Source organism: Paenibacillus sp. p3-SID1389, from assembly GCF_025151705.1.
Taxonomy (GTDB): Bacteria; Bacillota; Bacilli; order Paenibacillales; family Paenibacillaceae; genus Fontibacillus; species Fontibacillus phoenicis.
Window position 1 is genome coordinate 1 of sequence record NZ_JALXVO010000078.1, and the last position, 13,726, is coordinate 13,726.

Here is a 13,726-nt window from a genome sequence, read left to right on the forward strand (position 1 = left end):
CAACCCCTGCCGGAATACCTTGGAACAAGCTCTGTTCGAATGAATCGGTAAACCTCTGATCATGATCTTTGTAAGCATCAATTATCTGCTCGGCAACATCAACGTATCCCCAGCTTGAATCTCGCTGCTGCTCAGCCCGTTCGTCCGGATCAGCTTCTGAACATAGACCCTTGTGTCCAGGCCCTGAGGCTTATGTGCCACGGCAATTTCCCATAACGTATCCCCTGGCATAACCACGACATATTCCGGCCGATTTGCTCCCTCAGAGCTATCCGAAGAAGCAGCAAAGGCTTGTACCATTCCAGTACATGTGATGCTGAAGATGATTAAAAGCAGGGCCATTTTGGACAATCTACTCTTAAGGAAGACGTTCATATGTAAACTTCTCTTCACAGGGCGACGAAAAGAAGGTTGTTCATAGATGCTTTGATAAGAACTATATTTCAACATTTCACCATCACTCCAAACAAGTGTTCTGTGTTAATGTAATCAATATAACACGAACACTTGTTTGATTCAATAGTTTTTTCGAACAGTTGTTCCTGTTTTTTTCGGAAATAGTTCTCGTCTCCCAAACTATTTAGAACTAATGTTTGTACGAACGGCAGTTCTATGTTATAATTTTTCCAAACGTTACTAAATGGGGTTGATCCGTAAATGTCTAAGGTATCGAGCCGGCAACAGGCCATTCTTGAGTTTATTCGCAACGAAGTACGCGCTAAGGGATATCCTCCTTCGGTCCGGGAGATCGGTGAAGCCGTCGGATTGGCTTCCAGTTCCACCGTTCACGGCCATTTGGACCGTCTGGAGAAGAAAGGCTTCATCCGCCGCGACCCGACGAAACCGCGCGCCATTGAATTGCTGGGTCAAGAGGAATCGGAGAATTACAATTTGTTTGCGCACAGCGTGACCCGCGTTCCTATTGTTGGGAAGGTCACCGCAGGCGTGCCGATCACAGCGACAGAGAATATTGAAGATTATTTTCCGCTGCCAGAGCACTATGCAGCTGATGGTGACATCTTTATGCTTTCCGTGGTTGGCGACAGCATGATCGAAGCTGGAATACATAACGGGGATTATGTGATTGTCCGCCAACAGCAGACGGCGAACAACGGTGATATCGTTGTGGCCATGACGGAGGATGACGAGGCAACGGTCAAGACGTTCTATAAAGAAAGTGACCATATTCGCCTGCAGCCGGAGAATTCGACGATGGAACCGCTTCGTTTGAAACATGTAACCATCTTGGGCAAGGTCATCGGCTTGTTCCGCGACCTGCACTAATCCGAACTCTTCCTTAATAGAAGGCGAAACGAAGATACGAAATCCGAGCAGGACGAAGCGATGGGGTGACATCGGCTTCGTCCTCATTTACTTTTAGAGAACTTGATGACTTCCCCCTCCTATTCCCATTCGAGGTTCAGGAAGCTCATGGGATTGTAGTAGCCGTTTTTTTCGCGGCGACCGCGCGTGCCCCACCCTAGCCCCGAACGCTCCGTGATCCACCATTGCTTTAACCGATAGCGCCGACGTTGGTATCTTTTTAATTCGGTTACTGTCATCTACATTAACCTCCTTATTTCATACCTATAAGTTGTCCAAATCCAGGATAAATCATGGCATGGTTTCGAAATCCAAAAACTGTTATTCATTCATCATCCGTTTCAATAAAAAAAAGCCAGCACCCCGCTTGAATTGCCGGGTGCTGGCTTGGCTTGTTAACACCGATTAATACAACGTTATATATTGATCGCGTTCCCATTGATGAACTTGGGTCCGGAAGATATCCCATTCGATCTCTTTCAGTTCATAGAAGTGAGTCAGCGCATGATCTCCGAGCGCTTCGCTGATAATTTCGCTGCGGAGCAATTCGCCGAGCGCTTCTTTCAAGTCGGCTGGCAGACTTGGGATGCCTTCTTCCACCCGCTCTTCTTCAGACATCACATAGATGTTGCGGTCAACCGGATCAACCAGCGGCAGCTCTTTCTTAATTCCATCCAGTCCGGCTTTCAACATAACGGCCAGAGCCAAGTATGGGTTAGCAGCCGGGTCCGGGTTACGCACTTCGATCCGGGTGCTGAGACCGCGGGAAGCCGGAATCCGAATCATCGGACTGCGGTTACTCGAGGACCAAGCCACATAACAAGGGGCTTCATACCCAGGCACGAGACGTTTATAAGAGTTCACGGTCGGGTTCGTGATCGCGGCGAATGCGCGGGCATGCTTCAGAATGCCGGCCATATAATGACGTGCTTCTTTGCTCAAGCCCAACTCATCGTTTTCGTCATAAAATGCATTGACATTGCCTTTGAACAGCGATTGGTGACAGTGCATCCCGGAGCCATTCACGCCATACAGCGGCTTCGGCATAAACGTTGCATGCAGTCCATGCTGGCGGGCAATCGTCTTAACGACCAGCTTAAAGGTTTGGATTTGGTCTGCAGCTTTGATCGCATCAGCATATTTGAAGTCGATTTCATGCTGACCTGGTGCCACTTCGTGGTGAGAAGCTTCGATTTCAAAGCCCATTTCCTCCAGGGTCAATACGATTTCGCGGCGGCAGTTCTCGCCCAAATCCGTAGGAGCCAAGTCGAAGTATCCGCCTTGGTCATTCAACTCGGTTGTAGGGTTGCCTTTATCATCGGTTTTGAACAGGAAGAATTCCGGTTCCGGACCAACGTTCATTGCGGTGTAACCCATTTCCTCAGCTTCCTTGAGCGCACGTTTCAGAATCGCGCGTGGGTCGCCGGCAAACGGAGTTCCGTCAGGCATATATACATCGCAAATCAAACGTGCAACGCGATCCTCGGTCACCCAAGGGAAGATTACCCAAGTGTCCAGATCCGGGTAAAGATACATATCCGATTCCTCGATACGGACATACCCTTCAATGGAAGAACCGTCAAACATCATTTTGTTATCCAGCGCTTTTTCCAATTGGCTGACCGGGATTTCCACATTCTTGATCGTTCCCAGCAAATCCGTGAACTGCAAACGGATAAAACGTACGTTTTCTTCCTTAGCGATACGTAAAATATCCTCTTTGGTGTATTGCGTGTTACTCACCCTAACCTCTCCCAACGTTTAGATTATTTTTTGAAAAACCGAGACAACTCGCCTTGGAGCAAAGAAACTTGTCCCGGTTTGCTCCCTGACACCAGCTGTTGCTTCAACATCCGGTAGATTTGGGAATCCGTCATTTCCTTTCTCTTCTCCTCCGTGTCCTTCGTGATGACTGTCGCATCCTGGGACTCCCGAGACATCGGATTCATGACCTGCTTGATCCCCGCGATATTGACACCTTTATCGATGAGACTCTTGATTTCCAGTAACCGCTCGACGTCATTCAAGGAAAACATCCGCTGATTTCCCGAGGTACGTGCGGGTACAATCAATTCATGCTGCTCGTAATATCTTATTTGTCTTGCCGTTAAATCCGTAAGTTTCATGACGATACCAATAGGAAACAAGGCCATATTTCTGCGAATTTCCTCGCTCATCGCTATCAACCTTCCAGTTAGAATATCATGACCTTATCATATGTTAGTTATCCTAACATGTCAATAGATATGTTAGGATAACTTACAACAAGTTGCGGTCTTTCATCGTCTGAAGTGCGGTGAGTAGGCCAAATTTAACATGAGAATACGTCAAACCGCCTTGCATATACGCAATATATGGCGCACGAATCGGAGCATCGGCAGACAATTCCAGGCTCCCGCCCTGAATAAACGTCCCGGCTGCCATTATCACCGGGTGATCATAGCCTGGCATATCCCAAGGCTCGGGCACGACATGGCCGTCCACTGCGGCTGCCCGCTGAATCCCCTGGACAAACGCAATTAATTGTTCCGGGGCGTCAAAGGCAATCGCCTGGATCAGATCGGTACGCCGATCCTGCCAAGCCGGCCGGCTTCGGAATCCTGCCCGCTCAAACAATGCCGCAGCCAGGATGGAGCCTTTAATGGCTTGTCCTACGATGGTTGGAGCCAAAAATAAGCCTTGATAAATGCCTCGCGTCGTTCCCAGCATCGCCCCTACCTCACCGCCAATGCCCGGTGCAGTCAATCGGTAGGATGCGAGGTTGACCAGGTCCTGCTTTCCGCAAATATATCCTCCGGTTTCCGCCAAGCCGCCACCCGGATTTTTAATCAGCGAGCCAGCAATCAAATCGGCTCCAACCTCCGTTGGTTCTTGTTCCTCGGTAAATTCACCATAGCAGTTATCCACGAAGACAATCAGATCCGGCTTGATCTCTTTCACTCGGTGAACCATCTCACCGATCTGTTCAACGGAAAAAGAATCCCTCCAGTCGTAGCCGCGCGAGCGCTGAATCCCAATGACTTTGGTCTTATCGGTGATCTTGGTCTTCACGGTGTCCCAGTCGACTGTGCCGTCAGCCAGCAATGCAGCTTCGTGATACCGGATGCCAAAATCCTGCAGCGAGCCGCTGCCGTCACCCGGCGTTCCGATCACTTTATGTAGTGTATCATATGGACGTCCCGTAATATAGAGCAGTTCGTCCCCGGGACGCAAGACCCCGAACAACGCTGTGGCAATCGTATGCGTGCCGGAAGCGAAATGCGGCCGTACCAGTGCGGCCTCCGCACCAAATACGTCCGCATACACTAAATCCAACACTTCACGGCCCCGATCATTATAAGCATAACCGGTGGAAGCGGCAAAATGAAAATCGCTGACTTGATGACGTTGAAATGCTTCAATAACCTTCCACTGGTTGTGATCGACGATCCGGTCGACCTCCCGGAACCGGCTTTCCACCTGACGTTCAGCGGCTTCCAGCCAATGTACGATTTCTTCCGAAAATACTGCCATTGTTACGTTATCTCTCCCTTAATCTATTCCATCGTTTGTCGTGATATCCGCAGGGGCTTCTTGTCAGGGCGATTTGCACTCCCCCGTTGACCTTCCGACGCGCACGATGCAGTTGCCGGTGCCTCGTGACCCCCTCCAGCTGACGTTTCAACTCGCCGATCCGCCGGCGGATATGGCGGCGATCCGTTTCCAGCTGGCTTTCCCCCGGCCCCCGTGTGCCGATCCCGAAGCTCCAGCACTTTCCCTTTCCCGATCAACCAGCGGGGATCGGGCTTCTCACGATATTGGACTACCGTAACTGCAACCTCTACCCCGCCCGTTTCGGCCAGCTGCACCAGTTCGGCCAGGGAGTAGTCAGAATTTATTCCACTTTGCTTCGTCTCCGACGTAACCAAGCTGACTAATACGGCCACATCCGTTTGGTGGGTCGTCGTTTCATGCAAATGCACCTTCGACATGATCACTGCTCCTTCGAGGGGATCCAATGCGATAATTCCATTACGTTTTCTTCACATCCAGCTTCAGGTCTTCGGTTCGAATGGTCATCAGCTCCAGCTTGCCCGGGGAACCGCCGCCATATTGATTCAGCAGCCGAACCGCCTGCTGCCGAACAGACCGTTCAATCACGTTGCGGACATATCGGGCATTGCTGAACACCTGATCGCTTTCGCATTTTTCACGCAATAAATGCTGCTTTAGTTTGAGTATCGCCTGCGGCATCAAGATATAATCCCGCTCTTTCGCCATCCCCTCGGCAATTTGAATCAGCTGGTCGATCGTATAATCCGGAAAATCCATCTGAATCGGGAACCGGGACGGCAGCCCCGGGTTGGTGGACAGGAAGAAGTCCATTTCATCCGAGTATCCGGCAAGAATCAGGATAAATTGGTTTTTGTGATCCTCCATCGCTTTGACCAACGTATCGATTGCTTCTTTGCCAAAGTCCTTCTCTCCGCCGCGCGCCAAACTGTACGCCTCATCGATGAACAAAATGCCGCCAAGCGCTTTTTTGACCAAGTCGCGCGTTTTCTGCGCCGTATGGCCGATATATTCGCCAACCAGATCAGCACGCTCAACTTCAATGAGATGCCCTTTACTGAGCACACCCATCCGTTGAAACATTTTAGCGACGATTCGTGCCACCGTGGTTTTTCCAGTACCCGGATTGCCTTTAAACACCATATGGTACACTTGGGCGCTGGATAGCAACCCCGCTTCCGAACGCATCGAGGCGATTTGCAAAAGCGCATATATCTCGTACATTAACTCTTTAATATGATCCAAGCCGACCAGGTGATCCAGTTCCTTTTGGATTTCGGCAAAAATCCCTTGCTGCGGCAAACCTTTGGCCGACACCTGAGGTTCGCTCTCGGCAATGGCCTGCGAGACGACAGGCGGCTCGGTATTGCGGAGAATCACATTGATCTGACGCGACGGTCTCTCATCGGAAGAGCCGTTTCTGGCCATGACACGCCCAGACATAGGTAATCACCTCTTTATAAGGGTAGGGCTGAGAGAAAGTATATATCCCAATCTACGGAACACACATCTAAATGTATTCTCTCTCCCTGTCCGTTATTAGAAGTTTTGTCATGAGATCAGGCCGATGGCTAATCCTAATTGATCGAGCTTCCATTTCGTATACGCCAAAATCTCCCGGAACGTATTGGGAAGCGGCTTCAGCACCTTAGAGGAAGTTAACGACAAGCGGGGTTGCTCGTAATTTAACGCTTGAGCGATTTCATAAGCACGGTTTCCGTGAAACGTGTGGGTCACGATCAATACAGAGGTAAACCCCCGCTCCTTTAAGATCTCTTGGCTAAATTTAAGATTCTCATAGGTACTAGTTGCCTTGTTCTCAAGCAGCATCTTCTCCCGCGGAACTCCATGCTGTTCCAAGTAGTTCGCCATACCTTCCGCTTCGGTATATTGGGAGGTTGCCGTATCCAACCCTCCGGTCAGAAGAAACCATTGAAATTTGCCCGCCTTGTAATCCTTCAGGCTTTGATCCAAACGCTCCCGAAGCCCCGGGCTCGGCTCGTCCCCCCAGAGGGCTGCTCCCAGAACGATGCCCACCTCAGCCGGATCGGATAAATCGGAGTTCGCCGCCGGATTCCGCTCGATGCTGCCGATCTGAGCTAGTACGTACAACATCCATCCGATCCCCAGCGAAATCACGACCAGCCCCCAGCGGAAGATCCGTTTCCTCACGCGCCCTTTACGCTGGTTTGGCCGCATCGGCATCCGTATGATTTCGTTTGGTTTGGCATTACGCATGGTTTATCCCCCCGATTGATTCGGTTCCGAAGTCATAAATCCGCTCTGGTAATGATCTAGAGACAGGCGGAAATAGGGGAAACGCCGTTCCTTAATGTCATGAAGTAATCGCTGGGCCGTTTCCGTTGCCAGATCATAGTCTTTTACCGATATAAGGCCTTTCGATAAAGCTTCGTCCAGTTCGTCTTCATCCAAGAGGAACACTTCACGATTTTTGAGTACGACGATATCCAGATACAAATCATCAAACCAGGGCACGCCCTGATCCGTAACGCCTTGCGTCTTACAAATATCGATGTACCACTCCACGATCTCGCCTTGATCATCAAACATCGCCGTCACTACGAAATGGGCACCTTTGGGATAATACTGCAGCCAGGTATAACCCTTGTCAGCGATCCGAAAAGTATGTCCCCCGTAGGTTTTCCATAACGGATCACGCAAGGCGAAAATACTGTACAGCGTGACATATCCCGTAAACTCATCGCTCTCCACATACTTGGATTTGAATTGACGATGGGTCACACGGCGCCAATTCGCGCGGTCTCCGAATTTTCGCTTCATAAATAAGATCCCTTTCAACACAATGTAATAACAGCTTACCATATTTGAAAGAGAGTCACAAAAACCATTTTCCCACTAAGAAAAACGTCTGTCGACGTACATTCAAAGTAGACAGACCGCGTTTAGCGGAAGTTTTTCTTGCGATATCAGGATGCCATTGCCCCGAAGTTTATACTTTCTGATATCTTAAAAAACAACCCCCAGTCACGCCTACGCGAGGACTGAGGGTTGATTCGCTTGAACAAAGACAGCAGATGAACAGCCGTTATCCTCCGGTTCCTACGGCTCCGTCCGTAGTTCCTGCTGGAATATCCGTGTTGCCGGTTCCGTCCCCGCCATCGGCCGGCGGAACGATCACACCTCCGTCATCATCATCCATGGGGAGATCATCCGTGGTGTTGCCTCCCCCGTTGCCTTGTCCGTTACCGTTGTTCCCATTCGAACCGTCATTACCGTTTCCATTCCCATTGCCATTTCCTCCATTGTTCTGGCCATTCCCATTCCCTTGGCCATTTCCTGGCGGGAAGCCTTGATCTCCGCCTCCGCCGTCGGGCAGATTAGGATCAAGAGGAGTACCTGGATCCGGTCCAACAGGCGTTTCGTCGGTTGGCGGTTCCACGCCGTCGATCAGCACTTGCGCAGTGTTCGAAGGTTCGCTCTCTACCGCATTCACCGGATCATACGCCGTGACGTAATACACATACCCAGTACCCGGTGTGACGCTGATATCTTCAGCCTCGGTCGTCACGGAATCCATAATATGAGTGAAGCTGGATTCGGATGCTTCCCGGCGGTAAATACGATATACCGCATCCGCGGTTTCAACGCCGGTCCAGCTGAGGGATACCGCTCCCGTATCCGGATTATAGGAGGCATTTAAACCTGTTGGCGCTGCGATTTCTGGCTCCTCCGGCTCTTCCGGCTGCAGGTTCTTCGGAACCGGGAACGGCTTCACAGGCTCACCCTTCAGCGCTTCCTTCATGACGGCGGCAAACAAGGCCGCGGTCTGGCCGCTGCTTCCGTTCAGCAAATGATCTTTGTCCGGCTTATCGTACCCCATCCAGACAGCCCCGGTCCACTCCGGTGTATAACCGACAAACCAGACATCACGGTTTTTGCTGCTCTTCAGCCCCGGGATCCCGTGTTGCGTTGTCCCTGTCTTACCGGCAACCGGGCGATCCAATTTAGCTCGTTTCCCGGTACCGTCGTTAACGACGTTTTGCAACATCGTGGTCATGTAATAAGCCGTTTGTTCACTGATGATCCGTTTTGGCTTAGGCGCATTGTATTTATATTTCTCCACGCCGTTGTGGTCAACAATCGATTTGATCGAGTATGGCTGATTGTACAGACCGCCATTGGCGAATACGCTGTAGGCACCGGCCATTTCGAGCGTGTTCGTACCGTAGGTTAAACCGCCCAGTGCGATGGCCAAGTTGCGGTCATTTTTGTCCATTTTAATCCCCATCGCCTCGGCATATTTGACCCCGGTGCTTACGCCAATTTCGTTCAGCAACCAGACGGCTGGGATATTCTCGGACTTCGTCAAAGCATCAGTCATGTTGATCGTCTTGGAATATCCATGCAGGTTCGTTGGGCAATAGTCGCCAAAGCACTGCTTCTCGTTGCTGATCTGCGAGTTTGGCGTAAATTTGCCGGATTCCAGAGCCGGTGCGTACGATACGATCGGCTTGAACGCCGAGCCCGGTTGACGGCGGCTGTCCAGTCGGCTGAACCCTTTGCGCTGATAATCCCGGCCGCCCAGCAAGGCGACGAGACTCCCATTTTGGTGGTTCATGATCACCATCGATGCCTGAACTGGTTGGTCATCTTTGCTCTTCTCAAAAAAATCGTCGTTCGCGAAAGCTTTCTCCAACGCTTTCTGCGCTTGTGCATCCATCGTCGTGTAGATCTTATATCCGCCGCGGTTCAACTCGTCCTCGGTTAGCCCAAATTTCTCCTCGGCTTCTTCCACGACATAATCTTTAAAGGCGATATAGCTTTGATTGGTAGCCGGCGGCTCGTAGTTGTAATCCACCGCCTTCGCTTCATCCCGTTGCTCCGCTGTAATATAACCTTCCTGATACATCAGCTCGAGTACCACGGCACGACGTTCTTTAGAAAGCTCAGGGTTTTTTAGCGGATTGTATCGAGACGGCCCCTTTGGCATCGCCGCTAGTGTAGCCATTTCCCACAAGTCAAGTTTATTCAAATCGCTTTTGCCGAAATACCGGATTGAGGCGGCCTTGATTCCATAGACCGTCCCCCCGAAGTTGATTCGGTTCAAATATAAGGTCAGGATTTCATCCTTGGTTTTGCGGCGTTCCAAGGCTAAAGCGATCGACATTTCTGTCGCTTTCCGGAAGAACGTTTTGTCTGCGCTCAAGAAAATGTTCTTCGCCAGCTGCTGGGTGATCGTACTGCCGCCTTCAACCAACGAGCGGGCGACGATATCTTTCACAGCCGCCCGGCCGATCGACCATAAATCCACACCCTTATGATCGAAGAAGCGGCGGTCTTCCGTTGCCACGAACGCTTGCTTCAACAGCTCCGGAATCTCGTCCGATTCCACGGGTTCACTCTTATCGATGGACAATTCGCCCATCAGTACCCCTTTGCGGTCATACACCTTCGTTGTTTCGTAAACCGTCAGCTTGTCCCCATTTTCCATCAGGATCTTCTCACCGCTGACCGTAATGTACATATAGCCTGCAATTGCGCAGAAGACCGCAAAAGCAATCGTAAAAAATGAAGTCCACAACACGCGTTTGGCCGTCAGCCTTTTCTTTTTATGAGCTTTCGGCGCTTTGTTCTTTTTGTCCGGCTTACCGCTTCGTTGCAGTCTTGATGGCCTTTGGCTAGACATGGTTTGTTCTGACTCCCTTCCTGCCATTTCACTTAAGTCGATGTTCAAAGATCGGCCGTTGCGGTTTGTTCTCTCTATCCTGTGCGTGAATGGAAATTCCCAACCACGAGCAGTGTTCAGTGGCGTAAGGTGCAGTCCCTTCCACTTTGAACCTATCATATCACCGCACAAGCGTTCGTTCGATGACGGAATCGATGATATCCGAGTGATTTTTGAACATCACCTGACCGAACAACAATTTCGGCAGACCCTAAGCTTCTGGCTTAAAAGTGCCTGGAAAGAAAAGAACAACCTTGGTTCAGGTTGCTCCATCTTCATCCTATACTCTTAACGTATTGAAGTTCAAAAAGTTTCAGCCTGATTTAATCCTCGTTTTGCGATTCCTGCATGAGCGATACATTCCGCAGCGGCTGGAACGTCGAGATCGCGTGCTTGTACACCATTTGCTGGCGGCCATCGCTGTCAATGACGATCGTGAAGTTGTCAAATGCTTTAATCGTCCCTCTGATCTGGAAGCCGTTCGTCAAAAATACGGTGACCGGGATGCTCTCTTTCCGTAATTGGTTCAAAAATGTATCCTGGATGTTAATGGTCTTATTCATAGCCGTACCCCCAATAGGAATCAATTAGTGTTTAGAATTATATTCAAGATCAGCGGGAAACTTTCCTGCTATTATAGCATGCGCTGACGCCAAAATCTCGGAAAAATTTTCGCCGTCGCCGACGTCAATCCATTGGATATCCTTCATATGGCGGAACCAGGAAAGCTGTCTCTTGGCAAAGCGGCGCGTATCCCGTTTCAACTTCTCGACCGCAGCATCCAACGGAACGCCGTCCACCAGATGTTCAACAATTTCTTTATACCCCAGACCTTGCATCGAAACGGAATCGCGGCTGTATCCTTTCTGCAGGAGTCCGCGAACTTCATCCACAAGGCCAAGCCGCAGCATCTCGTCAATTCGCCGTTCAATACGGTTATAAAGCATTTGGCGGTCCATTGTCAAACCGATGAGGCAAAGCTCGTAAGGGGATTGCTTCTGCTGTTTCTCCAGCTGGGACGATAAGGTCTCCCCCGTGATATGAAAAATCTCCAACGCCCGAATCACCCGACGCACATCATTCGGATGCAGACGTTCTGCAGATTTGGGATCGACCTCCGCCAATTTGGCGTGCAACGCTTCGACCCCGTGAGTTTCAGCGAACGCTTGCTGCTGAGCACGAAATTCTTCATCTGCCCCCGCTTCCGTAAATTGAAACTCATAACAGACCGATTCAATGTAGAGCCCCGTCCCGCCAACGATAAAGGGCAAATGCCCGCGTTCGGTAATCTCCGGGATCAGCTTGCGGCACCACTCCTGAAATAATGCGACGGAGAACGGTTCGTCGGGATCCAGCACATCGATGAGATGATGCGGAATGCCGCCCATTTCTTCCTTGGTGATTTTGGCGGTGCCGATGTCCATCCCCCGGTAGACCTGCATGGAATCGCCGGAAATGATTTCGCAAGACAGGTCCCGCGCCAGCTCGATGCTGAGCTTCGTTTTGCCGACCGCTGTTGGGCCGAGCAGCACAAGCAGTTTCGGTTTATCGTTTCGGGTCAAGCGAAATCACTCCATAAGCAATTTTAGTATGGGAGCGGTTGATCGCCTGAAACCCAAGTCGATCAAATTCACTGCTCCCGCGCTTCTCTTTCAGGACAACCGCTTTCCGAGCAACCCGGCAAGCCTCCTTCACCGCCTCCGGATCAAGTTGATTTGGATTAGCAAACGCCCGCAGCGGTGAAATGGACGACGATTCCGTGATGGGATCGCGGAACATCGGGTCGAAGTAAACGATATCTGCGCTCTTGTCGGGCATCGCCCGGAGCGCGTCCAAGTGGTTCGTATGTACTGGTTCGATCCGCCGCAGCGCTTCGTCAAAAGCCGGCAGACCGGACTCGTAGTGCTTCAGCCCTTCGTACAGCAAGGCCCAAAGCGGCAAGGAATCCTCCAAGGCCAATACCTTCCCCTCAGCCCCTGCAGCAATCGAAAAGATCATCGCATCGGCCCCGAGTCCTGCCGTACCATCGATGATGACGTCGCCGGGAACCACTCCGGCAGCGTCCAGCATCGCGTCGCTTTCCCCTTTAAACAGCCGTTTCGCCCGGACAAACGCCATGCTGGGGTGAAACGTCATCGTTTCCCGGCCGGTCCGATGCAGACGGGCTCCTTGCTCCAGGACCACCAGAATGTCGCTGTCGCCATGACGTTCGGCCAACCGGGCGAGCGATGTCCGGCCGCGCGGGACATACGGAACGCGGGCCAACTGGGCTAGTTCCCGCGCCCTGAGCACGACGGCGGGCGATTCATGGTCTCCCGTGGTAATTAACATGATGAATTCCTCCGTTTGCGTTGGTTACATGACCCGCTTAAACAGCTTCTCCAAATCATACGTGGAGAACGAAACGATGATCGGCCGCCCGTGCGGGCAGGTGTACGGCTGTTTGCAGGCAGCCAGCCGGCGAATCAGCGTGTTCGCCTCTTCCGGCGTCAGCTTTTGGTTCGCCTTGATCGACGCCTTACACGAGACCATCGTGGATGAAGCCTCTCGCAGCTTGGCCAGGTCGATGGCCCGTTCGTTCAGCACCCATTCGGCCATTTCTTCAATAATGCTCGCTTCCTCTCCTTGCGGGAACCAGTACGGATGCGCAACCACACGGAAGGTGCCGCCGCCGAAGTGCTCGAGCACAACCCCAACCTGTTCGAACCAGTGCAGTCGCTCCTGCAGCTTGGCGCTGTCCGATGGGGTAAATTCCAAGGTAATCGGAATGAGCAGCTCCTGGGAAGCATCGGCCGGGCGGCCAAACTTCTCGTAATAGTATTCGTAATTTACGCGTTCGTGTGCGGCATGCTGGTCGATGATATAGAGCCCCTGATCGTTTTGGGCGATCAGGTAGGTCCCGTGATGCTGTCCGATCAAGGACAGCTCGGGAAACGCCGGAAGCTCCGGCGCCGCCGCAGGCGAGCCGTACAACGCTTCCGGCATCTCCTGCAGCCGCTCGGGTGGCAGCGGCTGCCGCTCGCCGCCGCCCCCGTAGGCGGCGGCGCTTGGTTGGCCAAGCCCGCCTTGCGGCTTGGCCTGGCTTGGCGCGGCGCCGTACGTGCCGGCGCCGGCTGCGCCCCGCTCCCGCAGCGTCCGGCCTTC

14 protein-coding genes and 1 pseudogene are annotated in these 13,726 nt (G+C 51.7%); 1 reads left to right on the forward strand and 14 read right to left on the reverse strand.

Translation table 11 applies throughout. The features are described 5' to 3' along the window. Nucleotides 1-81: 81 nt before the first annotated feature. Complete coding sequence (locus M3G15_RS20180; protein WP_232282361.1) at nucleotides 82-342, reverse strand: LysM peptidoglycan-binding domain-containing protein; 261 nt, start codon at nucleotides 340-342, stop codon at nucleotides 82-84. 315 nt (nucleotides 343-657) lie between these two features. Between M3G15_RS20180 and lexA the strand changes: the two genes are divergently transcribed. After that, a complete protein-coding gene (lexA, locus tag M3G15_RS20185; protein WP_009226602.1) occupies nucleotides 658-1,284 on the forward strand; it encodes a transcriptional repressor LexA in 627 nt (208 codons plus the stop codon). 119 nt (nucleotides 1,285-1,403) lie between these two features. Here lexA and M3G15_RS20190 read toward each other — a convergent pair whose 3' ends face one another. From M3G15_RS20190 to M3G15_RS20250, 13 genes and pseudogenes are all read right to left on the reverse strand, one after another. Then, complete coding sequence (locus M3G15_RS20190) at nucleotides 1,404-1,562, reverse strand: hypothetical protein (RefSeq protein WP_260071891.1); 159 nt, start codon at nucleotides 1,560-1,562, stop codon at nucleotides 1,404-1,406. A 166-nt stretch (nucleotides 1,563-1,728) separates the two neighbouring features. Continuing rightward, nucleotides 1,729-3,066 (reverse strand): type I glutamate--ammonia ligase, encoded by a 1,338-nt coding sequence (glnA, locus tag M3G15_RS20195; RefSeq protein WP_009226600.1) that lies wholly within the window; start codon nucleotides 3,064-3,066, stop codon nucleotides 1,729-1,731. Between the two features lie 23 nt (nucleotides 3,067-3,089). After that, entirely contained in the window at nucleotides 3,090-3,500 is a 411-nt protein-coding gene (locus tag M3G15_RS20200) for a MerR family transcriptional regulator (RefSeq protein WP_009226599.1), read from the reverse strand. 82 nt (nucleotides 3,501-3,582) lie between these two features. After that, nucleotides 3,583-4,836, reverse strand: a complete 1,254-nt coding sequence (locus M3G15_RS20205) for a methionine gamma-lyase family protein (protein ID WP_260071893.1) — start codon at nucleotides 4,834-4,836, stop codon at nucleotides 3,583-3,585. A 64-nt stretch (nucleotides 4,837-4,900) separates the two neighbouring features. Continuing rightward, a pseudogene (locus M3G15_RS20210) lies at nucleotides 4,901-5,294 on the reverse strand (HflX-like GTP-binding protein); the annotation flags it as partial. A 40-nt stretch (nucleotides 5,295-5,334) separates the two neighbouring features. After that, complete coding sequence (locus tag M3G15_RS20215) at nucleotides 5,335-6,318, reverse strand: AAA family ATPase (protein WP_009226596.1); 984 nt, start codon at nucleotides 6,316-6,318, stop codon at nucleotides 5,335-5,337. A 108-nt stretch (nucleotides 6,319-6,426) separates the two neighbouring features. Next, a complete protein-coding gene (locus tag M3G15_RS20220) occupies nucleotides 6,427-7,113 on the reverse strand; it encodes a YdcF family protein (RefSeq protein WP_009226595.1) in 687 nt (228 codons plus the stop codon). Nucleotides 7,114-7,116: 3 nt separating this feature from the next. Beyond that, entirely contained in the window at nucleotides 7,117-7,677 is a 561-nt protein-coding gene (locus tag M3G15_RS20225; protein WP_260071894.1) for a ribonuclease FAU-1 family protein, read from the reverse strand. A 265-nt stretch (nucleotides 7,678-7,942) separates the two neighbouring features. Next, nucleotides 7,943-10,543, reverse strand: a complete 2,601-nt coding sequence (locus M3G15_RS20230; RefSeq protein WP_260071895.1) for a transglycosylase domain-containing protein — start codon at nucleotides 10,541-10,543, stop codon at nucleotides 7,943-7,945. 362 nt (nucleotides 10,544-10,905) lie between these two features. Beyond that, nucleotides 10,906-11,145: an RNA chaperone Hfq gene (gene hfq / locus M3G15_RS20235; protein ID WP_260071896.1), complete on the reverse strand. Its 240-nt coding sequence runs from the start codon at nucleotides 11,143-11,145 to the stop codon at nucleotides 10,906-10,908. 24 nt (nucleotides 11,146-11,169) lie between these two features. Next, a complete protein-coding gene (gene miaA, locus M3G15_RS20240; RefSeq protein ID WP_009226591.1) occupies nucleotides 11,170-12,144 on the reverse strand; it encodes a tRNA (adenosine(37)-N6)-dimethylallyltransferase MiaA in 975 nt (324 codons plus the stop codon). Further along, on the reverse strand, nucleotides 12,128-12,913 hold the full coding sequence (locus M3G15_RS20245) for a class I SAM-dependent methyltransferase (protein ID WP_260071897.1): 786 nt from the start codon (nucleotides 12,911-12,913) through the stop codon (nucleotides 12,128-12,130). The genes miaA and M3G15_RS20245 overlap by 17 nt, the downstream gene beginning before the upstream one ends. Before the next feature lie 24 nt (nucleotides 12,914-12,937). Continuing rightward, the coding region (locus M3G15_RS20250) for a DNA mismatch repair MutL family protein (RefSeq protein WP_483874608.1) at nucleotides 12,938-13,726 on the reverse strand (789 nt) is incomplete at its 5' end.